At 43.2% G+C, this 22,461-nt stretch carries 19 protein-coding genes; 14 read left to right on the forward strand and 5 right to left on the reverse strand.

Features of this window, described 5'->3' with window-relative positions:
* The first annotated feature begins 38 nt into the window (after window positions 1-38).
* The 6 genes from HFD85_RS21235 (at window position 39) to HFD85_RS21260 (ending at window position 7,929) form a co-directional block, all read left to right on the forward strand.
* Complete coding sequence (locus HFD85_RS21235; RefSeq protein WP_167614372.1) at window positions 39-1,184, forward strand: cytochrome c3 family protein; 1,146 nt, start codon at window positions 39-41, stop codon at window positions 1,182-1,184.
* A gap of 123 nt (window positions 1,185-1,307) precedes the next feature.
* Window positions 1,308-4,250, forward strand: coding sequence for a TAT-variant-translocated molybdopterin oxidoreductase (locus HFD85_RS21240; protein ID WP_167614374.1), 2,943 nt, complete (start codon window positions 1,308-1,310; stop codon window positions 4,248-4,250).
* A 6-nt stretch (window positions 4,251-4,256) separates the two neighbouring features.
* Window positions 4,257-5,639, forward strand: coding sequence for an NrfD/PsrC family molybdoenzyme membrane anchor subunit (nrfD, locus tag HFD85_RS21245; protein WP_167614376.1), 1,383 nt, complete (start codon window positions 4,257-4,259; stop codon window positions 5,637-5,639).
* Window positions 5,632-6,129 (forward strand): DUF3341 domain-containing protein, encoded by a 498-nt coding sequence (locus tag HFD85_RS21250; protein WP_167614378.1) that lies wholly within the window; start codon window positions 5,632-5,634, stop codon window positions 6,127-6,129. Before nrfD ends, HFD85_RS21250 begins: the two co-directional genes overlap by 8 nt.
* Window positions 6,130-6,176: 47 nt before the next feature.
* Window positions 6,177-6,752, forward strand: a complete 576-nt coding sequence (locus HFD85_RS21255) for a c-type cytochrome (protein WP_167614380.1) — start codon at window positions 6,177-6,179, stop codon at window positions 6,750-6,752.
* Between the two features lie 16 nt (window positions 6,753-6,768).
* Window positions 6,769-7,929: a quinol:cytochrome C oxidoreductase gene (locus HFD85_RS21260; RefSeq protein WP_167614382.1), complete on the forward strand. Its 1,161-nt coding sequence runs from the start codon at window positions 6,769-6,771 to the stop codon at window positions 7,927-7,929.
* Window positions 7,930-8,001: 72 nt separating this feature from the next.
* Here the strand turns inward: HFD85_RS21260 and HFD85_RS21265 are convergent, their stop codons facing one another.
* A complete protein-coding gene (locus HFD85_RS21265) occupies window positions 8,002-8,997 on the reverse strand; it encodes a glycoside hydrolase family 43 protein (protein WP_167614384.1) in 996 nt (331 codons plus the stop codon).
* A gap of 113 nt (window positions 8,998-9,110) precedes the next feature.
* A complete protein-coding gene (locus HFD85_RS21270; protein WP_167614386.1) occupies window positions 9,111-10,169 on the reverse strand; it encodes a glycoside hydrolase family 43 protein in 1,059 nt (352 codons plus the stop codon).
* 276 nt (window positions 10,170-10,445) lie between these two features.
* Here HFD85_RS21270 and HFD85_RS21275 point away from each other — a divergent pair, with 276 nt between their 5' ends.
* From HFD85_RS21275 to HFD85_RS21310, 8 genes are all read left to right on the forward strand, one after another.
* Complete coding sequence (locus HFD85_RS21275; RefSeq protein WP_167614388.1) at window positions 10,446-11,042, forward strand: hypothetical protein; 597 nt, start codon at window positions 10,446-10,448, stop codon at window positions 11,040-11,042.
* A gap of 25 nt (window positions 11,043-11,067) precedes the next feature.
* Window positions 11,068-12,507, forward strand: coding sequence for a flotillin family protein (locus tag HFD85_RS21280; RefSeq protein ID WP_167614390.1), 1,440 nt, complete (start codon window positions 11,068-11,070; stop codon window positions 12,505-12,507).
* Window positions 12,508-12,779: 272 nt separating this feature from the next.
* Window positions 12,780-13,703: an ABC transporter ATP-binding protein gene (locus HFD85_RS21285; RefSeq protein WP_167614392.1), complete on the forward strand. Its 924-nt coding sequence runs from the start codon at window positions 12,780-12,782 to the stop codon at window positions 13,701-13,703.
* A 26-nt stretch (window positions 13,704-13,729) separates the two neighbouring features.
* Complete coding sequence (locus HFD85_RS21290; RefSeq protein ID WP_167614394.1) at window positions 13,730-15,070, forward strand: ABC transporter permease; 1,341 nt, start codon at window positions 13,730-13,732, stop codon at window positions 15,068-15,070.
* Between the two features lie 288 nt (window positions 15,071-15,358).
* Entirely contained in the window at window positions 15,359-16,270 is a 912-nt protein-coding gene (gene cysK, locus HFD85_RS21295) for a cysteine synthase A (RefSeq protein WP_167614397.1), read from the forward strand.
* Window positions 16,271-16,438: 168 nt separating this feature from the next.
* On the forward strand, window positions 16,439-16,915 hold the full coding sequence (locus tag HFD85_RS21300; RefSeq protein ID WP_167614399.1) for a DUF302 domain-containing protein: 477 nt from the start codon (window positions 16,439-16,441) through the stop codon (window positions 16,913-16,915).
* Window positions 16,916-16,964: 49 nt separating this feature from the next.
* The gene (locus HFD85_RS21305) at window positions 16,965-17,276 is read left to right on the forward strand and encodes a heavy-metal-associated domain-containing protein (protein WP_167614401.1); all 312 of its coding nucleotides are present in this window, start codon (window positions 16,965-16,967) and stop codon (window positions 17,274-17,276) included.
* 111 nt (window positions 17,277-17,387) lie between these two features.
* Window positions 17,388-17,534: a hypothetical protein gene (locus HFD85_RS21310; RefSeq protein WP_167614403.1), complete on the forward strand. Its 147-nt coding sequence runs from the start codon at window positions 17,388-17,390 to the stop codon at window positions 17,532-17,534.
* A 54-nt stretch (window positions 17,535-17,588) separates the two neighbouring features.
* Here the strand turns inward: HFD85_RS21310 and carB are convergent, their stop codons facing one another.
* From carB to carA, 3 genes are all read right to left on the reverse strand, one after another.
* Complete coding sequence (carB, locus tag HFD85_RS21315) at window positions 17,589-20,819, reverse strand: carbamoyl-phosphate synthase (glutamine-hydrolyzing) large subunit (protein ID WP_240925092.1); 3,231 nt, start codon at window positions 20,817-20,819, stop codon at window positions 17,589-17,591.
* Window positions 20,820-20,908: 89 nt separating this feature from the next.
* Entirely contained in the window at window positions 20,909-21,262 is a 354-nt protein-coding gene (locus HFD85_RS21320) for a four helix bundle protein (RefSeq protein ID WP_167614405.1), read from the reverse strand.
* A gap of 55 nt (window positions 21,263-21,317) precedes the next feature.
* Window positions 21,318-22,397, reverse strand: a complete 1,080-nt coding sequence (gene carA, locus HFD85_RS21325) for a glutamine-hydrolyzing carbamoyl-phosphate synthase small subunit (RefSeq protein WP_167614407.1) — start codon at window positions 22,395-22,397, stop codon at window positions 21,318-21,320.
* Between the last annotated feature and the right edge of the window lie 64 nt (window positions 22,398-22,461).

Here is a 22,461-nt window from a genome sequence, read left to right on the forward strand (position 1 = left end):
CCAAAACGGGCCTTTTTTTTATTGCTAAACTTAACAGAATGAGCAGGAACTTCTATGTGAAATTGCGTCTGAAACAAGTACATGTTTTCGTATTCACTTTTTTATCATTTTTAATTCTTACAACTAATCTATTTGCCGAGTCTGTCGTAACCGATGGTCATTCGAATGAAGAAGTTAAGCGAGGAGAACGATTTTTTAAAGGATTGTTGCCCTTTAAACGCGATTATTCTTCCTGTGTTTCGTGCCACAACCTTCAACTCACGGATACGCTAAACTGGAATCCTTCAGCCATGGATATTGCACTGAAATATGCCGATAAGGATTTTGAAAGTTTTAAGGCAGTGGTAATGAATCCGGTTGGTGTGAAAATGGAAGCTTCGCACGTTAATTTTACGCTTCCCGAAGAAGATCTGAAAACGGTTAAAGCTTATCTCGATAACCTGGCACACAGTGGTGTTCCGCCTGCAAAACCTACGCATTTCAATTTAATTTTATTTCTGTTCCTGGGAGTTCTGTTAACCTGGGCGCTGGCCGATCTTATCTTTTTACACAAGATTAAACTGAAAATTATACCAATGATCATTTTTCTTGGAGCATTTGGCTGGCAGGTAAAAATGATTATTACCGACGCAATAAAGCTGGGACGCCAGGAGAATTATGCTCCCGATCAACCCGTGAAATTTTCGCACAAAGTTCATGTGGGGGAGAATGGTATTGACTGTATGTATTGTCATACTACCGTTGAACAGGGAAAATCTGCCGGAATACCCGCCACCAACCTGTGTATGAATTGCCATATAATTATTCGTGAAGGTACCAACAGCGGTAAGTTCGAAATTGCTAAAGTGGTGGAAGCAAACGAAACCGGAAAACCGATTGAATGGACACGGATTCATAATTTACCCGATCATGTATTTTTTAGTCACGCGGTGCATGTTGGTTCCGGAAAGCTGGACTGTAAACAATGTCACGGACCGGTTGAGGAAATGGACATTATGGAACAGTACAGCGACCTTTCGATGGGTTTCTGTGTGAATTGCCACCGCGATACAAAAGTCGATTTTGGCAACAATGGCTATTACGAACACTTTGTTAAAATGCACGAAGACCTGAAATCAGGAGCTATCGATTCCGTTACCGCGGCAGATATCGGTGCGAACGACTGTATGCGTTGCCATTATTAGTTTAGAGTTCAAAGTTTAGCGTTCAGTGAAATTACTGACAAAGGATAAAATGTTGAATACTAATTATTACCAAAAGAAGAAAGAGCTAGTGGTTTGAAGCCAGCAGCTAACAGCTAATACACTATGACACAATATTGGAGAAGTTTAGAAGAGTTAAATAATCCGGTTGAGTTTAAAAAGAACGAGGTAAAACTGGAAATCGACGCCAAACGCGCCGTTGCAAAAAAGGCATCGGGTTCCTCGAGAAGAGACTTTTTAAAAGTGCTTGGATTTAGTGTGGCTACTGCTGCAGTGGTAGCCAGTTGTAAGCGTCCGGTAAATAAAGCTATTCCTTTTTTGGTTAAGCCGGAAGAGGTAACTCCGGGAATGGCAAACTACTATGCTTCTTCCTATTTTCAAGGGAATGAGTATTGCAGTATTTTGGTAAAAGTACGCGATGGCCGGCCGATAAAAATTGAAGGAAATGACCTGTCATCGGTATCGCAGCGCGGAACTTCAGCACGTGTTCAGGCATCTGTTCTCGATTTGTATGACGATGCCCGGTTTAAAACACCGCTAAAAAGGGGCGACGAAACATCGTGGGCGGAAGCCGACGAATACATTCAGGTTAAACTCGATCAACTTAAAAAAGACAATAAAAAGGTAGTTTTACTTACATCTACTATTATTTCCCCAACTACCAAAAAGGTTATTCAGGAATTTCAGCAGTTCTACCCAAATGTTGAGTGGCTGCAGTACGATGCGGTTTCGGCAAAAGGAATTTTAAAGGCCAGTGAGCTGAGTTTCGGTAAAGCATTTGTTCCTGATTATCGCTTTGACAAGGCCAAAGTGATTGTAAGTTTTGGAGCCGATTTTCTGGGAACCTGGTTGTCGTCAGTGGAATACACCAAAGCGTATTCAGCCGGTCGTAAACTGATGGACAAAGGCGATGAAATGAACCGCCACTACCAGTTTGAAACCGGCATGTCGCTTACCGGCTCGAATGCTGATGTACGTTTCCCGATAAAACCTTCGGAAGAAAAAACGATTCTTACTGCTTTGTATTACCAGTTGATGCAGGCCAAGGACTTTATTACAATTGCTGCTCCGGCAAGTCCGGTTGACATTACCGGTTTGGCTGAAGATCTTTTGGACAACGAAGGAAGTTCGCTGGTTGTTTCTGGAAGTAACGATGCCGACACGCAGGTTTTAGTAAATGCTATCAATAATTTATTGGGCAATTACGGCAAAACAATACTAACCGAAAGTGCGCTTAATACCCACGCCGGAAATGATGAGAATTTTGAGCAGTTTTTAGCTGAATTAAAAGATAAAAAAGTTGCTGCGGTGTTGTGCTGGGGTGCCAATCCGGTGTACAACCACCCCAAAGGCAGTGAATTAAAAACCCTGATCGAAGCGGCTGAACTTTCGGTTTCTTTTTCCGACCGGAAAGATGAAACAACAGCAGCTTGTCACTGGGTGCTTCCCGAACCGCATTATTTGGAAGCCTGGAACGATGCCGAGCCAAAATCAGGCGTTTACAGTTTGGCACAGCCCACCATTTCAAAATTATTCGACAGCCGTCAGGGACAGGAAACCTTGATGAAATGGGCCGGAGTTGAAGCTCCGAATTATTACGAATACCTGAAAAAGAACTGGAGTGATGAGTTCTACCAACTCCAGACAAAATATGCCGATCCGCGCTTATTCTGGAACGATGTACTGCAAAAAGGAGTTTTTGAGCCTGAAGTAAAATCGGGTGAAGCGCTTAGTTATACAGAAAATGGATTAGAAAAAGCGGTACAAATTTCAGAAGCTTCAACCGACGGATGGGAAGTAGCACTTTATCAGAGTGTGGCGCTGAAAGACGGAGCTTCGGGAAATAATCCCTGGTTACAGGAATTGCCCGACCCGATCGCGAAGATCAGCTGGGATAATTTTGCAGCTGTTCCGGTTAAATGGGCCGAAGAAAACGGCGTGCAGAATGAGTCGGTGATCACACTTAACGGAATGGAATTGCCGGTGTTTGTTCAGCCCGGACAGGCTGCCGGAACTATTTCGGTTGCATTGGGTTACGGACGCGAAGTGGCGGGTAAAGTTGGCGACAACGTCGGAAAAAATATGTATGCGCATGTTCAGGTAAAAGACGGAGCCAAACAATTCTGGTTCTCAGGCGCAAAAGTTGAGACCACCGAAAAAACATTCGAACTGGCACTTTCGCAAACGCACCATTCCATGGAAGGGCGTCCGATTGTGCGTGAAACCAATTTTAACGAGTGGCAACTCGATCCGACATCGGGCAACGAATTGCAGGAAGAACACGAAGAACATGCTGTTACACTTTATCCCGAACAGGAATTCAAAGGACACCATTGGGGAATGGCTGTCGATTTGTCGTCGTGCGTTGGATGTGGAAACTGTGCCATTTCGTGCCAGGCGGAAAATAATGTTCAGGTGATTGGAAAAGAGCAGGTGCGCAACCGCAGGATCATGCACTGGATCCGTGTCGACCGCTATTTCTCGAACGAACCTGAGAATCCAAAAGTATTTCACCAGCCGGTAATGTGTCAGCATTGCGACAATGCTCCGTGCGAGAATGTTTGTCCGGTTTCGGCAACTCCTCACAGCGATGAGGGCCTCAACCAGATGGCATACAACCGTTGTGTGGGAACAAAATATTGTGTGAACAACTGCCCGTATAAAGTGCGGCGTTTTAACTGGTTCAAATATGTGGGCAACGATGAATTCGATTATGCATCGAACAGCGATCTGGGGCGCATGGTACTGAATCCTGATGTAACGGTTCGCTCGCGCGGGGTAGTAGAGAAATGTTCGTTCTGTGTGCAACGTATTCAGGAGAAAAAAGCTGAGGCAAAAGTAGCCGGACGAATGTTGGAAGATGGAGAGATTCAACCGGCATGTGTTCAATCGTGTCCGGCCAATGCACTGGTGTTTGGCGATCTGAATGATCCGAACAGCAAGATCTCGAAACATTTCAAAAACGAACGAAACTACCACCTGCTGGAAGAGCTGCATACCTTGCCATCGGTAGGATATTTAACTAAAGTAAGAAACAAAAAAGCATAACAACCTATGTACAATTCAAAGGTAAGGGGAAGGCTGATTCAGGGCGATAAGTCGTTTGGGCAGATATCGCGCGAGATTCTGGCTCCTATTGACAAAACACCCATCTGGTGGTACTTTGCTTTCCTGGTTAGTCTGGGAATGTTTGGATTTGGTTTGTACGCCAAATACATTACGGTTTCTACCGGTATCGGAACATGGGGTGTGAATAATTCAAGTGCCTGGGGCTGGGCCATTATCAACTTTGTGTGGTGGATTGGTATCGGACACGCCGGCACTGCATTTTCCATCTTCCTGTTAATCTTGCGACAGAAATGGAGAACAGCCATTAACCGCGCAGCAGAAGCCATGACAGTTGTTGCTGTATTCTGTGCGAGTTTGTTCCCCTTGTTGCACATGGGGCGCCCCTGGTTGTTTTTCTTTATTTTCCCTTATCCGAATACGCGCGGCCCGCTTTGGGTGAACTTTAACTCACCACTTTTCTGGGACTTTGTGGCCATTTCGGCATACCTGCTTATTTCGGCCAGTTTCTGGTATTTTGGTATGGTGCCCGATTTTGCAACCATCCGCGACACCGCCAAATCGAAGATCAAAAAAGCCGTTTACGGTTTCTTCTCGTTTGGCTGGACCGGTTCAAGTAAAGAATGGTTACGCTTTGAAGCCTTGAGTTTTGTACTTGGTGGAATTGCTGCCGTACTGGTAGTTTCGGTGCACTCGATTGTTTCGACCGACTTTGCAGTATCTGTAGTTCCGGGATGGCACACCACTATCTTCCCACCTTACTTTGTGATTGGGGCGATCTTCTCGGGATTTGCCATGGTTTTAACGCTGGTAATTACAATGCGCGGCCTTTACAAAATGAATGATTTTATTACCGATTCACACGTTGATGCGGTGTGTCGGGTACTGATATTTATTTCGCTGATTATGGGAACTGCCTATACCACCGAAATTTTTATGGCGTGGTATTCGGGTTCCGACTACGAAATGTACATGTTCTTCCAAAACCGCTTATTTGGCGACTATGCCTTTGAATTCTGGGCGATGTTTGTATCCAATGCTGTGATACCGCAATTGTTTTGGTTCAAAGCAGTTCGTCGTAGAATGTGGATGGTGTTTGTAATTTCCATCATCATCAATATCGGAATGTGGTTCGAACGTTTCAATATTGTGATTACTTCAACAAGCCGCGATTTTCTGCCCGCCAGCTGGGCCAACTATTCGCCAACCTGGGTTGAAGTAGGATTTTTTGTGGGTACACTGGGGATGTTCCTGGCAGGAGTTCTGTTGTTCTTCCGCTTCATCCCGATGATCGCAATTTCGGAATTGAAAAGTGTGGCCAAATTTGATAAGCCTAATAACGGACAATTAAAACCTGCTAGCCATGAGTAAAAATTATATCCTTGGAGTTTTTGACGATGAGGCAACGCTGGTTGATGCTTTTGAAAAGATAAAAGCCAAAGGAATTCTTCCGGTTGAGGTTTACTCGCCTTACCCAGTGCATGAAATTCTAATCGGCATGGGCAAGAAGACAAGAATTACACATGCAGCTTTTTTTTATGGTTTGTTTGCAGCAATTGGGATTCTTGGATTCCTGACTTATGCTGCAGTGATCGACTGGCCACTTCGTTATGGTGGAAAACCGTTTAATTCCTTCCCTTCGTTTATCGTGGTTACGATTGTAGCTACCATCTTGTCAATTACACTTTTGACGCTGTTTACTTTTTCGGCACGCGCTAAAATATTTCCGGGTAAGAAAGCCGAGATCTATCACCATCGTGCCACCGACGATAAGTTTGTAATGGTAATCAGCAAGGAAAGCATTGAGAAAAATGAAAAAGACATTCAATCCATTATTAAAGAACATGGCGAAATTGAATAAAAGACATGAGATTAAGAGATATGAGTATTGAGAAAAAAAACGATAATATGAAAGGAAGAAAAAGCATAAAGCAAGTTTTGACTTTTGCGTTTTTGCTTTTAACTTTTGCCTTGATTTCATCGTGCGATTACAATCGCCGCAGTACCGGCTGGCAGTATTTCGACGATATGGTAAACTCGCCGGCCTACGAAAGCTACACACCCAATCCAAATTTCGGCGACGGAAAAACCATGCAGCCACCTGTTGCCGGAACTATCCCGCGTGGCATGGTACCATATCCTTACGAAAAAACTGACGAGGACAGGGCACTGGCAGCAAAAACACTGATTAATGATGTTGAAATGACCACTCTAAACCTCGATCGTGGGGAACGCATGTATGGAATTTACTGCATGCAGTGCCATGGCGAAAAGGGTGACGGACAGGGAAGTTTATTCACCAGTAAAAAATATCCGTATCCGCCGGCCAGTTTGCTGAGTGAGAAAATGATGGCGAATCCTGAAGCGGATATTTACCATGTGATCACGGTAGGACATGGTGTTATGGGAGCCCATGGTTCGATGATCAATCCCGACGACCGCTGGAGAATTGCGATGTACATAAAAGAAGAATTACAGAAATAGTTTCAAACTACCTGCTATGGAAGAGAGATTTGTAGTTTCAAATAGATTTAAACTGATCACTTATGCCTTGATGGGCATTGGCGTAGTTTCTTTTGCACTCGGATTTATTTTCGATGCCGAACGAACCTGGGCCAATTACTTGCTCAACAACTATTACTTTGTGTCGCTGGCGGTAGGTGCTGCCTTTTTTGGCGCCATTCAGTACATCACACAATCGGGTTGGTCAGCTATGTTCAAACGTGTGCCCGAAGCCATGGCAGCCTATTTCCCAATAGCGGCAGTGCTTTTTCTTATCATGTTCTTCGGGATGCACTCCATTTTTGAATGGACACACGAAGACGTGGTGCAACACGATCATTTGTTGCAACACAAATCGCCCTACCTCAACATTCCATTCTTTTTCATCCGTGTGGTCATCTTTTTTGCCGTGTGGATTATCATGTCGAAACTGCTTCGGAAACTATCGTTACAGGAAGACGAAGTTGGCGGAATGGTCTATTTCGAGAAGTCAGAGTTATATTCCAAGATATTTATTTTCATCATTGCATTTTCGTTCAGTCTGTTCTCGGTTGATATGCTGATGTCGCTCGATCCGCACTGGTTTAGCACATTGTTTGCCGGGAAAAGCTTCATTGCCGGGTTTATGCACGCCAATTCCATTATTGCCCTGATCGTGATCCTGCTTTCTCGAAACGGATATTTTAAACAGATGAACCGAAGCCACCTGCACGACTTTACCCGCTACATTTTTATGGCGAGCATTGTTTGGGGCTACTTTAATTTTGCCGAATTCATGCTTATCTGGTACGGGAACATTCCCGAAGAAACATCGTGGTTTGTGCACCGCTGGCACGGAGCTTACAAAGTATTATTTTTTGCCAACATCATACTGAATTGGGGAATTCCTTTTCTGGCACTGATGCCACGCAAAACATCACGCGGGAAACGGTACATGTTCCCGGTCATCCTCCTGTTAATAATCGGACAGTACACCGAGTTGTATTATATTATCTGGCCGTCAACAGTGCATGAGGCTAAATTCGGTTTACTCGAAATTGGTACTTTCCTTGGTTTTGCAGGATTATTCTCGTGGGTTGTCGGAACTACGCTGGCTAAAGCGAGTTTGGTTCCTAAAAATCACCCTTACCTCGAGGAAAGTATCCATCACCACTTTTAGAAAGTTTCTTTATATCATACACATTTATAAGGATTCAGCACGTTCCGGTAAGCCGGGATGTGCTTTTTATTTTTAGGGTTGCCAGGGTCCGAGAACAACTAATTTATCTCCCGATAAATCAACTTCGAACAAATGCGGAACCCTGATATAACGACCGTTTACGTTTTTATGACTGTGAACCGACATCAGATCTTTCCCTTCAAAAGTCCGGAAAAGCATTCCGTGTCCGAAGTTGGGCGGAGTTATTGGTTCTTCCTGCTGAATCCATGGACCGTCCAGTGTTCCGCTTTCAGAATAGGCAACACCTTGAGTGTAGTCACCAAATACCCAGCTTGTCCATATCATACCCAGTTTGCCTGTCTGCGTTTTGAATAACCAGGGGCCATCAGTTACCTTATTGGGTCTGATGTTACCATTTTCATCCTTTTCGCGGCTCCACGGAGAATCGCTGGCGCGGAATAGTACTTTCCCTTCAACAATGCTTCCCGATAAATCAGGTTTTAATTCAATCTTCTCGATGGTGCCATTCCAGTTTTGCAACCACTCGTAACAATAGACCATGTAAGGCTTCCCATCCTCGTCGACCCAGAATGTGCCGTCGAGCGTGGGTTTTTCGGGAGGTAAATATACAGAGTCTTGCATCGGAACATAGGGGCCGTCAGGCTGATCGCTGACCAAAACATGGCTGGCTCTTCGGTTTATTTCGTTTCCCTTCACCGTATCGATAACCATATTTCTGTTGGTGAATGTTGCGAAATAGTAATACTTCCCTTTATATTGATGCAACTCAGCTGCCCAGATCATCGGGCGCGGTCCCATCCATGAATCCGGATCAGTTTTAGTAACAATAAAAGGACCTGTCCAAAATTTCAGGTCTTTGCTTTTCCAAAGCAATCCACCGGTTCCTGTCATGTAATAAGTTTGCGACAGTTGATCGGCAAGGATGCAGGGGTCGCTCAGCCGGATCGAGTCGAGTGGTATGTTTTCTTTTACTTCAGGTTTCCAACGCTGTGCCGATACAAACACAAAACTCAACACCAGATACAGAAGAGTTATAAGCTTTTTCATTTGTCTAAATTTTAGGGCAATCCTGGTAACTATTGTGAGAATTCGCATGTCCGTCAATTGACGGATAATTATGTTGTTTGTTGTGAATTCCATTCTCATGCTCATTTCATGTCTTAAAATGTTAGTTCCATTCCCCAATGTTCAGCTAATTTCTGAGCTTCATCCTTTGTGAGCGAAATAACCGAACCATGTTTGGGCGAGGTGAAGTTGGTGGTCTTCATTACTCCTTCATTAAAATGACCGAGGTTGCTAAAATTCACAAAGTCGGTGGTTTCAACAAAACCAAAATTGTGTGGTCTGATACTGAAAATGTCATACATCAGCACCCAGGTGTCGCTGTCGTTCCGTTTCCAAACAGTTGGAGCCTCGCACGATCCTGGTTCCTTATCGATCCATTCCGGAGAGTACACATATCCTTTGTTGATGAAATCGGAAAAAGCCATTTTGATACCGACCGGATTTTCCTGCGATGCATACATCAAACAGTAGCGTCCATCCGGTAGTTTTGTAATATCGGCATCCAGTATCTGTATTGTAGAATCAGGGTGGTCAAAAAGTCGTTCCGGGAAAGTGGTTAGTTTGGTATAATCATCATCGGTGTAGGCATAATACAATTTAGTAAGTCCGTGTCCGATGCGCATTGTAAAATAGATCATCATCTTTTTTTCTATCGGATCATAAATGCTTTCCGGAGCCCAGGCGCAACCGATATTCTTTAATTCATCGAAGGCTTCATCAAAAAGAAAATTGTTGTGCGTCCAGCGAATCAGGTCATACGATTTCATTAGTACAAAACCACGGTTATTTCCCCAGTCGTATTCTTCCGATGGCCTTTCCCAGTCGGTTGTTCGATAACCAAGCTGCTTTGCAAAAAGATGGAGATCGGTCATACACAAGTAAAATGCACCATCCGGTCCTCTCGAAATGTGTGGATCGCGAATACCTTTCTGAGTGGCGATCGTATCACCGCCAACCACCGGATTCCCCTCGTTCACATCGGTGAAGGTATACCCGTCGGTACTCAATGCAAAATGAAGGCTGTGGGTGTTATCCTTGAAGTAAACCAGTAAATAGGCTTCTTTCTTTTCGTCTGCATTGCTTTTGGAGTTGTTGCAGGAGATGAAAGACAGTGAGAAGATCAGCACGAATGACAGAAGTATATTCCTTTTCATACATTTGAATTTTTAGGTTAGTGGATATCGATGGTTTTCAATATTATAAAATATAGCTTGTATTTCCTATTTCTGATGTTTGATTATTGTGAATGAAGCATACTTTCAATTTTATCATAATTTTTTCTTCGTGTTCTGCATGAATTATTAAATGTTATTCCTGATTCATTCAGGTAAATTGGTGTTTTGCAACATTTTTCATTCTTTCCCGGCACCTCAGTTTTGGAAATATTTTTTGTTAAGTTAATTTAGCCTGAAACAAGTAACCTTTTTCCCATGACAATTATTTCTATACTCCCTGATTGGTCGACAATAGGATTGTTTGAACGGATATTCTGGTACATGGCCATTCCAACAACTTTAATCCTTGTATTGCTAATGGTGCTCGCCATTTTTGGTGGAGACACAGATACTGATGTTGATACTGACGTGGATGCTGATATATCGGATGGCGATTCCATTCCTTTCCAGTTTATATCGCTGAAAAATATCGTGGCTTTTTTTGCTGTTTTTGGATGGTCGGGAGTTGGTTTTATCCGTGCAGGAATGACACCCGGGCTGGTAATCTTACTGGCCTTCTTATGTGGTTTATTGATGATGTCACTAATGGCTACCTTGTTTTACCTGATGTCGAGGCTAGCCGAAAACGGGACGCTGAAAATGAGCAATGCCATTGGGAAACTGGGCGAAGTGTACCTTAAAATTTCTGCTAAACGAGGCGGAATGGGAAAAGTCCAGATCAGTGTGCAGGGGTCGGTTCGTACGCTCGATGCCATTACCGATGATTTGGAAGATATCCCTACTTCCTCGATTGTTCAGGTTGTGGATGTGATCGACGACAGTATTTTACTGGTGAAAAAACAAGGAAATTAGAAACACATATTAAAACTAAAAATCAATGGTAGACTTTTTTGTAATTCTGATTAGTGTAGCCGCTATTTTTCTTTTTATAATCGTAGTGGCAATGATGAGGCGGTACAAACGATGCCCCTCCGACCGCATTCTGGTAGTGTATGGTAAAATTGGCCGGGGAGCCGACCGCGAATCGCGTTCTTCCAAGTGTATTCACGGGGGTGCCGCATTTATCTGGCCGGTCATTCATTCGTATGCCTTTCTTGATTTAACACCTATTTCCATTGAAATCAACCTCACCAATGCACTGAGTAAACAAAACATTCGAGTTGATGTGCCATCCCGTTTCACGGTTGGTATTTCTACCGAGCCCAATGTGATGAATAATGCAGCTGAACGACTTTTGGGGCTTTCCCAGGAATCGATCAGTAACCTGGCAAAAGACATTATATTCGGTCAGTTGCGTTTGGTGGTGGCCACTATGGAAATTGAAGAGATCAACAGTAACCGCGATCTTTTCCTGGCTGCCGTTTCATCGAATGTTGAGGCTGAATTGAAGAAAATCGGGTTAAAACTGATTAACGTAAACGTTACGGACATTAACGATGAATCGGGTTATATTGAAGCGTTGGGTAAAGAAGCTGCTGCCAAAGCCATTAACGATGCCAAGAAAAGCGTGGCCGAGAAAAACCGTGATGGTGAAATTGGTCAGGCTATGGCGCATCGCGAACAACGTGTTCAGGTTGCAAGTGCCGATGCAACGGCTGTAGAAGGAGAAAACGTTGCCAAGGTAACTATTGCCAATTCCGATGCCGATCGTCGGGAAAAAGAAGCTGAGGCCAACCGTCGTGCAGTGGCTGCCGAAAAGGTAACCGAAGCCCGCGCTCTTGAAGAAGCATATGCTGCTCAGAAACTTGCAGAACAAGTCAGGGCCGATAGAGATAAAGCAACGCAGACCGCTAATATTGTTGTTCCGGCCGAAATTGATAAACAAAAAGTTGAAATTGATGCAGAAGCAGTTGCTGAACAAAAACGCAGGATTGCGAAAGGAGAGGCTGATGCAATTTATATGAAAATGGCCGCCGAAGGTAAAGGTATGTACGAGATTCTCAGTAAACAGGCTGAAGGTTTCGATAAACTGGTTCAAGCTGCCGGTGGCGATGCACAAAGTGCCGTGATGATGATGATCACCGACAAGTTACCCGAGTTGGTGAAAACGCAGGTGGAGGCCATCAAAAACATTAAGATCGACAAAGTTACGGTTTGGGAAACAGGCTCAGGGAAAGATGGAAAAACTTCAACAGCCAATTTCATGCAGGGCATGTTTGGTGCTATCCCGCCTTTGGACGATGTGTTTAAATCAGCCGGAATGGAACTGCCTAACTACCTGAAAGGACAGAATAAGGATGAAGTTCCGGAAGTGGAAGAACAAGCAACTTTTGATAAAGTGGAAGAAGAAAAACCTGAAAAGGACGATTCAAAATAGGCTTAAACTATGAGTTAAAAAGTAAACGAAGGAAAGCACGCTCTGAATTGGAGCGTGCTTTTTATTTACCTCTGCTTCAATTTTCGTTGAGTTTATTGGCGATCAGCATAGCCTTAAAGCTCGTATCTTGAAACACATTCCCGTTCATCCTGCAAATTTCTCCATTCACCGAATTTTCTTTCGGTCTTTGTTTTTTTCCGTCTTTCTTTATTTAAAGAAACCAAAACCGTAATTTGCACGGTCTTATTCATACTATTTCAATAAACAACAATATGGAATTATTCGAAGCGCGCAATGTGAATAAGGTTTTTGCCTCCACACAGGCATTAACCGATGTGAGCATTTCGGTAAAGGAACAAAGCATTTTTGGCTTGCTGGGACCAAACGGTGCAGGCAAAACTACGCTGATCCGCATCATCAACCAGATAACCGCCCCCGATACCGGCGAGATTTTTTTGGCCGGGAAACAAATGACCCGGGCCGATATTTCAAAAATCGGTTACCTGCCCGAAGAACGGGGTTTGTACAAAAAGATGAAGATTGGCGAGCAAGCCATTTACCTGGCACAGTTGAAAGGCATGTCGCGTGGCGATGCTGTTCGTAACCTGAAACTTTGGTTCGAGAAATTCGACATTATGACCTGGTGGAACAAAAAAGTAGAAGAACTATCGAAAGGAATGCAGCAAAAAGTGCAGTTTGTTACTACCGTGGTACACCGGCCAAAACTGCTGATCTTCGACGAACCGTTTAGCGGCTTCGATCCAATAAACGCGAACCTCCTGAAAAGCGAAATACTAAAGTTGCGCGAGGACGGGGCCACCATCATATTTTCTACCCACAACATGGGCTCGGTAGAAGAATTGTGCGATAACATTGCGCTGATCAACAAATCAGTAAAAATTGAGGATGGCCCGACTGATGCTATCCGTGAGAAATACAAATCGAACATTTTCGACATTAGTTATTCCGGAAATTATGCAGAAGTAGATCGGGTTTTAGGCAGCCAGTATAAAATTATTGAACACGCTGAAAGCGAAAAAGGTAACACGCTGAAAGTGCAGTACCTGAATGGTAACTCAAACAACGATCTGATAAAGGCCTTAATGCCTGTTGCAGAGATCCGTGCTTTTGAAGAGCTCATTCCGAGTATGAACGATGTGTTCATTAAAGCTGTGGAAGAAGCAAATAGAAGCTAAATCAATTCATCCTGAAAAAAACGATCATGAACAATACATTTCTGATTTTAAAACAAGAGTACCTCAAGCGGGTCAAAAAGAAATCTTTCATCATTCTAACAATTCTGTTGCCCTTTCTGGTTGCGGGAGTTTACGGACTGGTGATTTATTTCTCGATAAAGGACGATACAGAAGAGCGAAAAATTGCCGTTTACGATGAATCGACTCTCTTTCTTGGGCAGTTCGACGATACGGGAGCTACGAAATATTATTTTATTCCTGAAGATAAATACACGGAATTGAAGACCAACCTGAAGGGAAGTGGCTATTACGGACTGCTTTATATTCCACGCGATATTTACAGCAATAACCAGGCACAGCTGATCTCAGAAAAACAGCTGCCTATAGAACTGGCCGAGCAGATGGAGCGCAAACTCAGCCGCTTTATCGAAAACGATAAACGCCAGAAAATCATTGATGAATCGGGAATTCCTGACCTTGACGAAAAACTGGCACAAACACGCACTTCGGTTAGGTTAAGTACGCTGAAGTTATCCGAATCGGGAGAAACAACAGAAAGCTCTTCCATTGTCGCTTTTATCGCCAGTTATGCCATGGGGCTCATCATTTATTTCTTTGTGTTTATGTACGGTGCCATGGTGATGCGCAGTGTAATGGAAGAGAAGAAAAACCGCATTATCGAAGTGATCATTTCGTCGGTTAAACCGAGTCAGCTGATGGCCGGAAAGGTAATCGGAACGGCGTTAGTGGGCTTAACTCAGGTGGCCATTTGGGTAACTCTGGGAGGAATTGGCCTGGTAGTGGTTTCCAGTCTTTTTGCCCCCGAATCGGCTCAGCAAATGGGACAGAGTTTAATGGAAGCCCAGGGTGGAATGAATCCTGCAGCAGCACAGGCAGTTGACAGCAACCAGTTCACCGAAGTTATGGGAATGATTTCGAACCTGAACCTGCCCCTGATTTTGTTCTCCTTTGTGTTTTATTTTCTTGCAGGTTATCTGTTGTACAGTGCCTTGCTCGGTGCTGTAGGTGCAGCTGTTGACAACGATGAAGATTCGCAGCAAATGGTTTTTCCGGTTACTTTTCCACTGATACTTTCAATTATGCTGCTGTTTCCGATTGCCAAAAATCCGGAAGGACAACTGGCATTCTGGACTTCGATTATTCCTTTTACTTCGCCGGTAGCCATGATGGCAAGGATTCCTTACGGCCTGCCTGCCTGGGAATTATTGCTTTCTATGTTTATGTTGGTGCTGACTACTGTCGGGGCCATTTATGCGGCTGCGAAGATTTATCGGGTTGGTTTGCTCATGTATGGCAAAAAGGTAAACCTAAAGGAATTGGTTAAGTGGTTGCGCTATAAGAATTAATAAAGTATTGTTCAAAATGAATTTTCTGAAAACATTTCAGCATTACTGTTGTTTTGTTATTTAGAATAAGTAAAAATTACATATATTGCAGCTATGATGAACACCAGTAACAATATGATGATGTGTTGTTGTTTCCTAAATAAAGGAAAGGTGTTGTCGTAGTTTAAATTGAACTTGATACAGAATTATACGAGGCCTTTCCTGAATATGGGGAAGGCCTTTTTATTTAAATAGCAACGAGAGACAAACAATTATTATAAGAAAATAACCTTTTTAATTACTACAAAAATGAAAGCAAACAGCATTCTCGAGACTATTGGCAACACGCCACATGTACGATTAAGCAGACTATTTCCTGGAGATTATGAAGTATGGGTAAAAGTTGAAAAGACAAATCCGGGCGGAAGTATCAAAGACCGAATTGCCTTGCAAATGATTGAAGATGCAGAAGCAAAAGGAATTATCAAAGAAGGATCGGTAATTATTGAGCCCACATCAGGGAATACCGGTATTGGTCTGGCACTGGTTGCTGCGGTGAAAGGTTACCGCTTAATATTGACCATGCCCGAGTCGATGTCGCTGGAACGTAGAAAAGTTTTACTGGCGCTGGGAGCCGAGTTGGAATTAACACCCAAAGAAAAAGGGATGAAGGGATCGATTGCCAAAGCTGAAGAACTGGCAGCAGAAATTCCTAACTCTTGGATTCCGCTTCAGTTTGCCAATCCGTCGAATGTAGAAGCCCACCGAAAATTTACGGCTCAGGAAATTCTAAAGGATTTCCCGGAAGGATTTGATTACCTGATCACCGGCGTGGGAACCGGAGGACATATAACGGGTGTAGCTGAAGTGTTGAAAGAAAAATTCCCGAACCTGAAAGTATTTGCAGTTGAACCCGACACCAGCCCGGTTATCGGAGGAAAAGATCCGGGACCTCATGGGATACAGGGGATTGGAGCAGGTTTTATTCCTGATAACCTGAATACAGGGTTACTCGACGGAACCATCGAAATAGGAAAAGATGAAGCTTTTGAATATGCGCAAAAAGCAGCTAAAGAAGAAGGCTTGTTTGTTGGTATTTCATCGGGAGCCTCATTGGCGGCGGTGGCTAAAAAAATTAAGGAATTACCAAAAGGATCGCGAATTCTTACTTTTAGTTACGATCATGGCGAGCGTTACCTGAGTATTGAAGGCCTGTATTAACAGATACTAAAACATAAAATATAGACCAAGAAGGATCCTGTATGTCAGTTGACAAGCAGGATCCTTTGTTGTTTATAATCAGTGGATTCATCGAATTAGTATCGAAAAAACTGATAGAACAAAAGCGAAATAAAGTTGTTCTAAAGGGTGAATTTTAAATGTAATACGATGAAGAAAAGCATAGTAATGTTTATTGTTGGATTAGTTTTGGGGCTGGTTCTGTCTGCTGTTATCACAGTTTCAGTACTTTCGAAGAACATGTTTGTTGTGCACGAAAGTAAATATGGATTCAACGAAACCATTGAACAACTTGAAAAATCTGCTGCCGAAAAGCAGTGGGGAATTCCGCACCGTTACGACCTTCAGAAAACCTTAAAAGTTAAAGGTGGTTATGATGTTGATCCTGTAAATGTTTTTTCGCTTTGTAAACCGGAACATGCCTACGGTATTCTGGGAAGCGATGATCAACGTTTGGTTTCAGCTTTGATGCCCTGCCGGGTTGCTGTTTATGAGAAAGACGGGAAAACCTATTTTTCGATGTTGAACGCCGGGTTGTTTTCGCGTTTCATGGGCAAGGAAGTACAGGAAGTTATGGGAGCTGCCAGTTCCGAAAATCTGGAAATATTAGAGCCCCTGATAAATTAAAAAGAGATAAACCACGTTTTAAAGAATATCAAATCAAAAAATCAAAAAAATGAAAAATTTACTAGCCTTATTACTTGCCATTACTTTTTTTGCCTGTAGTTCAGGAGAGAAAAAGACGGAAGAAAAAACAGCAGCTCCGGCTGAAATTGTTGAAGCCTCATTAAGTATCGGAGGAATGACCTGCGAACATTGTGTAATGTCGGTTACCAAAGGAATTGAAGGTGTTGAAGGTGTTGAATCGGTTGTGGTTACTCTGGAAGATTCAACTGCCGTAGTAAAATACGATGCGTCAGTGGTTGCTTCCGGCGACCTGGAAAAAGCCGTTGAAAAACGCGGTTATCGGGTAAAAACTTCAGAATAAGAGATATAAACAGTTAGGTGTTCTCAAATTCTTTGTAAACATTTGGGTATAATATTTGTAGAAGTCGTATATTGCTTTTGAAGCCTGATGTGATAACTTAAGAACAAAAAAATGAAAGAGAACAACGAAAAACTGGAAATGCAGGAGCGGGGACCTGTTTGGAAACCCAAAATTGGTATTCACTCCGGGATTTCGGAAAACACAATTCTGGTTTTCAGGAAATCGAAAAAATGGAAAATAAATGTGATCTTAAACTAAAATAAAAGCTCCGGTCGTAAGACCGGAGCTTTTTTATTTCACTTTCCAAATAGTCTATTTGTACTCATCCCAACTCTTCACCTTAATATCCTCAAGTGTGTATTTGCATATTCCAGAAAGGAATGCGCTGGCAACACGGGCATTGGTGATTAGTGGAATGTTATAGTCGATCGAGCTTCTGCGGATCGTGTATCCATTTTTCAATTCTCGCTGTGTGTGGTTCTTCGGAATATTGATCACCAGGTCGATCTGTTTTTCGCGGATCATATCCAAAGTATTTGGCGACTGCCCTTCTTCGTCAGGCCAGTAGATCAATGTATTTTCAACGCCGTTATCGCGGAAGAATTTATGGGTTCCTTCGGTGGCAAAAATGTTGTAGCCTTTCTCAACCAGTAACCTGGCACTGTTCAGCAATTCAACTTTGCCGCGTGAAGGACCGGACGAAATCAGGATGTTCTTTTTAGGGTAAGTATAACCCACCGAGAACATGGCTTTCAGAATCGCTTCGTAATACGATTCTCCGATACAGCCCACTTCACCGGTCGACGACATATCAACGCCCAGAACCGGGTCGGCTTTCAGCAAGCGGGCGAACGAGAATTGCGGGGCTTTAACACCCACATAATCCAATTCGAACAGTGATTTATCCGGTTTCGGAACATCGATTCCCAGCATTACTTTCGTAGCAATTTCAATCAGGTTGAGCTTCATTACTTTCGAAACAAAGGGGAAACTCCTCGATGCACGAAGGTTACACTCAATCACTTTAATATCGTTGTCTTTCGCCAGGAACTGCATGTTGAATGGCCCGGTAATTTCCAGTCCTTTTGCAATCTGGCGTGCAATTTTCTTGATTCTGCGAATCGTTTCCACATACAATTTCTGCGGTGGGAAAACGATGGTGGCGTCACCCGAGTGAACACCTGCAAACTCCACGTGTTCTGAAATGGCGTAAGCGATCATTTCACCGTTGTTGGCCACTGCGTCAATTTCTATTTCCTTGGCATTTTCGATAAACTCGGTAACAACCACCGGGTGTTCTTTCGAAACGTTGGCGGCCATTTCCAGGAAATGCTCCAACTGGTCAGGGTTCGAAACCACATTCATTGCCGCACCAGAAAGTACGTAAGAAGGACGAATCAGAACCGGGTAACCGACTGTGTCAACAAATTTGTGAATTTCTTCTATGGTTGAAAGTCGTGCCCAGCGTGGCTGGTCAACATTCAAAGTATCGAGTAATGATGAGAATTTCTCGCGGTCCTCGGCATTGTCGATCTTCACCGGCGATGTTCCCAGTACCGGAACATTCTGACCGTGCAATTTCATTGCCAGGTTATTCGGGATCTGACCACCCATTGAAACCACAACACCGTGCGGATTCTCCAGGTCGTAAACATCCATTACGCGCTCAAAAGTCAGCTCATCAAAGTACAGCCTGTCACAAGTATCGTAGTCGGTACTTACCGTTTCGGGGTTGTAGTTGATCATTACCGAGCGGTAGCCCTGCTCTTTAATGGTGTTGATCGTGTTTACGCTACACCAGTCAAATTCTACCGAACTTCCGATTCGATAAGCTCCTGAACCAAGTACCATCACCGATCGGTGATCTCCTAAATAATGAACGTCATTTTCTGTTCCGTTATAAGTCAGGTACAGGTAGTTGGTTTGTGCGGGATATTCTCCGGCAAGCGTATCAATCTGTTTTACCACCGGCACAATACCGTTGGCTTTACGGAATGCCCGAACTTTTAGAATGTCATCATTCATATTGACATTCTTGCTGTTCAGAACCAAACGGGCAATCTGGAAATCGGAATAACCGGCTTGTTTTGATGCTTTTAACAGTGGAAGTGGCAATTCCTCCAAAGTGTTTATCGTTAACAGCTCCAGTTTTATTTTGTAGATATTGTTCAGCTTTTGCAGGAACCAGCGATCGATTTTTGTTTTATCGTGAATCTCATCGATCGAAAATCCTTTGTTGAATGCTTCTGCAATTGCAAAGATTCGGCGGTCGGTTGGATTGGTCAACTCTTCCTCAATTTCAGGAATGTTGATCTCTTCGCGGTTTCCGACAAAGCCGTGCATGCCGAGTCCAACCATTCGGATACCTTTTTGGATGGCTTCCTCAAAAGTACGGCCGATGGCCATGATCTCGCCAACCGATTTCATCGAGCTGCCGATGTTTTTCGAAACACCTACAAACTTACTCAAATCCCAGCGTGGAATTTTTACCACACAATAGTCAAGTGCAGGTTCAAACGCGGCAGTGGTAACTTTGGTAACCGAGTTTTTCAACTGGTGCAAACCGTAACCCAATCCGAGTTTCGCAGCTACAAAAGCCAGCGGATAACCGGTAGCTTTCGATGCCAGTGCCGATGAACGCGATAAACGGGCGTTCACTTCGATCACCCGGTAATCTTCCGAATACGGGTCGAGTGCGAACTGAACGTTACATTCTCCAACCACACCAACACGGCGGATAATTTTTATGGAGATTGCTCTTAGTTTGTGGTATTCCGAGTTTGACAAAGTTTGCGATGGAGCAACTACGATACTTTCACCGGTATGAATTCCCAGCGGGTCGAAGTTTTCCATGTTACACACTGTGATACAGTTGTCGTATTTGTCGCGCACCACTTCGTATTCAACTTCTTTCCAGCCTTTGATCGATTCTTCAACCAGAATTTGCGGAGAGTATGAAAAGGCACTTCCGGCCAGTTTCTCCAGTTCTTCTTCGTTTTCGCAGAAACCTGAACCCAATCCTCCAAGCGTGTAAGCTGCGCGGATGATGATCGGAAAACCAACTTCTTTTGCAGCGGCTTTTGCTTCGGCCATGGTTGCGGCTGCGATACTTTTGGGTGTTTTAACACCAATTTCGCCAAGCATTTTGGCAAAAATGTCGCGGTCTTCGGTATCGATGATCGATTGAACCGGTGTACCAACAACTTCTACATTGTATTTCTCGAGTACTCCCGATTTGAAAAGTGCAACACCGCAGTTCAGTGCTGTTTGACCTCCAAATGCCAAGAGGATACCTTGTGGTTTCTCCTTCTTGATCACTTCTTCCACAAAATGTGGGGTAACCGGGAGGAAATAAATTTTATCGGCAATGTCATCCGAAGTCTGAATCGTTGCAATGTTCGGATTGATCAGAACAGTTTCAACTCCTTCTTCTTTCAGGGCTTTCAAGGCCTGTGACCCGGAATAATCGAATTCACCTGCTTCCCCGATTTTAAGGGCTCCCGACCCAAGAACGATTGCTTTTTTAATATGTGTTTCTATCATGGTAAATATTGATTTTCGAATGATGATTAACGATTGAAGATTTTTGATTGAGTGGTTTCAATGTAACCTTAATCGTTTTGTTCTACGCTTTAATTCTTTTTTGCTGTTTCTACACTCTTTACAAAAATGGAAATCAGTTCGTTGTTCTCATTATAGCACTCCTCAAGCAAAACAATCTGCTTCGTTAAATCGGAGTATTTTAAAATTTTCAATGCAACAAATGTTTCCCTAAGTTCCTTAAGGCAAACGCTCATTTTATGAATGAAATCTTTTTTTGATTCAGCACTCTGAGCTTCACCATAATTTAGAGCAGGAGATGTTCCTGAACGGACAATTTGACCTTTCATATGATTGCCCACAGGAGAATTGGGTAAAGTTTCTGCCAGCTTAATAATCAAAGCTGCAAACTTTATCAATCTTTCCTCTAAGTCAAATCGGTTCATCTCTTTTCTTCGTTCGTAATTCTTAAATCGTTAATCGATATTCTGAGATCTGTTTTTATTTTTTGCTTTCAACAATATTTTTAATGAATTCGTCGAATAAAAACTCGGTATCTGTCGGGCCGCTTGATGCTTCCGGGTGAAACTGAGTAGAGAAGAAAGGTTTGGTTTTATGACGGATTCCTTCGTTGGTATTGTCGTTTACGTTGGTAAACAATGGCTCCCAATCGGAAGGTAGCGATTCGGTTTGTACAGCGAAACCATGATTTTGAGAAGTTATGTAACATTTATTTGTGCCTTCCAAAAGAACAGGCTGGTTGTGACTGCGGTGACCGTATTTCAGTTTGTAAGTATCGGCTCCGGCTGCTCGGGCGAGTAACTGGTTGCCGAGGCAAATTCCCATAATCGGTTTTTCATCGCCAATTACCGTTTTAATGTGCTCAACCGTTGCGTCGCACATGGCAGGGTCGCCAGGTCCGTTAGAAATAAATAATCCGTCGAATTCTTCTGATCTGAAATCGTAGTCCCATGGCACGCGGATAACAGTAGTATTTCGGTTTAACAGGCAACGGATGATGTTGTTTTTTACTCCGCAATCAATCAAAACAACCTTGTGTTCTCCGTCGCCATAAACTTCGCGCTCGGTGCAGCTGGCAATGGCAACCAGGTTTTCTTTGTTCGGATCGTAGAAATCAATTTCTTCTTCAAATTCAATTTTGCCAAGCATCGAACCTTTTTCACGTAAAATTTTTGTTAAGGCTCTCGTGTCGATGTCGAATAATCCCGGAACTTCGTATTCTTTCAACCAATCCGACAAACTTTTTTCGGCATTCCAGTGACTGAATTCAAAGGAGTAATCAGAAATGATCAGTCCGGTAATGTGTAACTTATGCGATTCATAATGCTTATGAATGCCGTTTTCTTTGTTACCAACCGGAACTCCGTAATTTCCGATCATCGGGTAGGTCGATACCAGTATCTGGCCGGTGTAAGAAGGGTCGGTTAAACTTTCAGGATAACCGGTCATAGCGGTGTAGAACACAACTTCGCCGGCTACTGCCTTCTCGCTTCCAAAAGATTTCCCGATAAAAACGGTACCATCTTCTAATGTTAATTTTGCCTGTTTTACTTTAAACATATTGAACTGCGTAATTAAAAAAAATGCGTTTGCCTTAAACACAAACGCATTTCAGTTATCTTCT

Source organism: Maribellus sediminis (assembly GCF_011799805.1).
Classification (GTDB): Bacteria; Bacteroidota; Bacteroidia; order Bacteroidales; family Prolixibacteraceae; genus Draconibacterium; species Draconibacterium sediminis_A.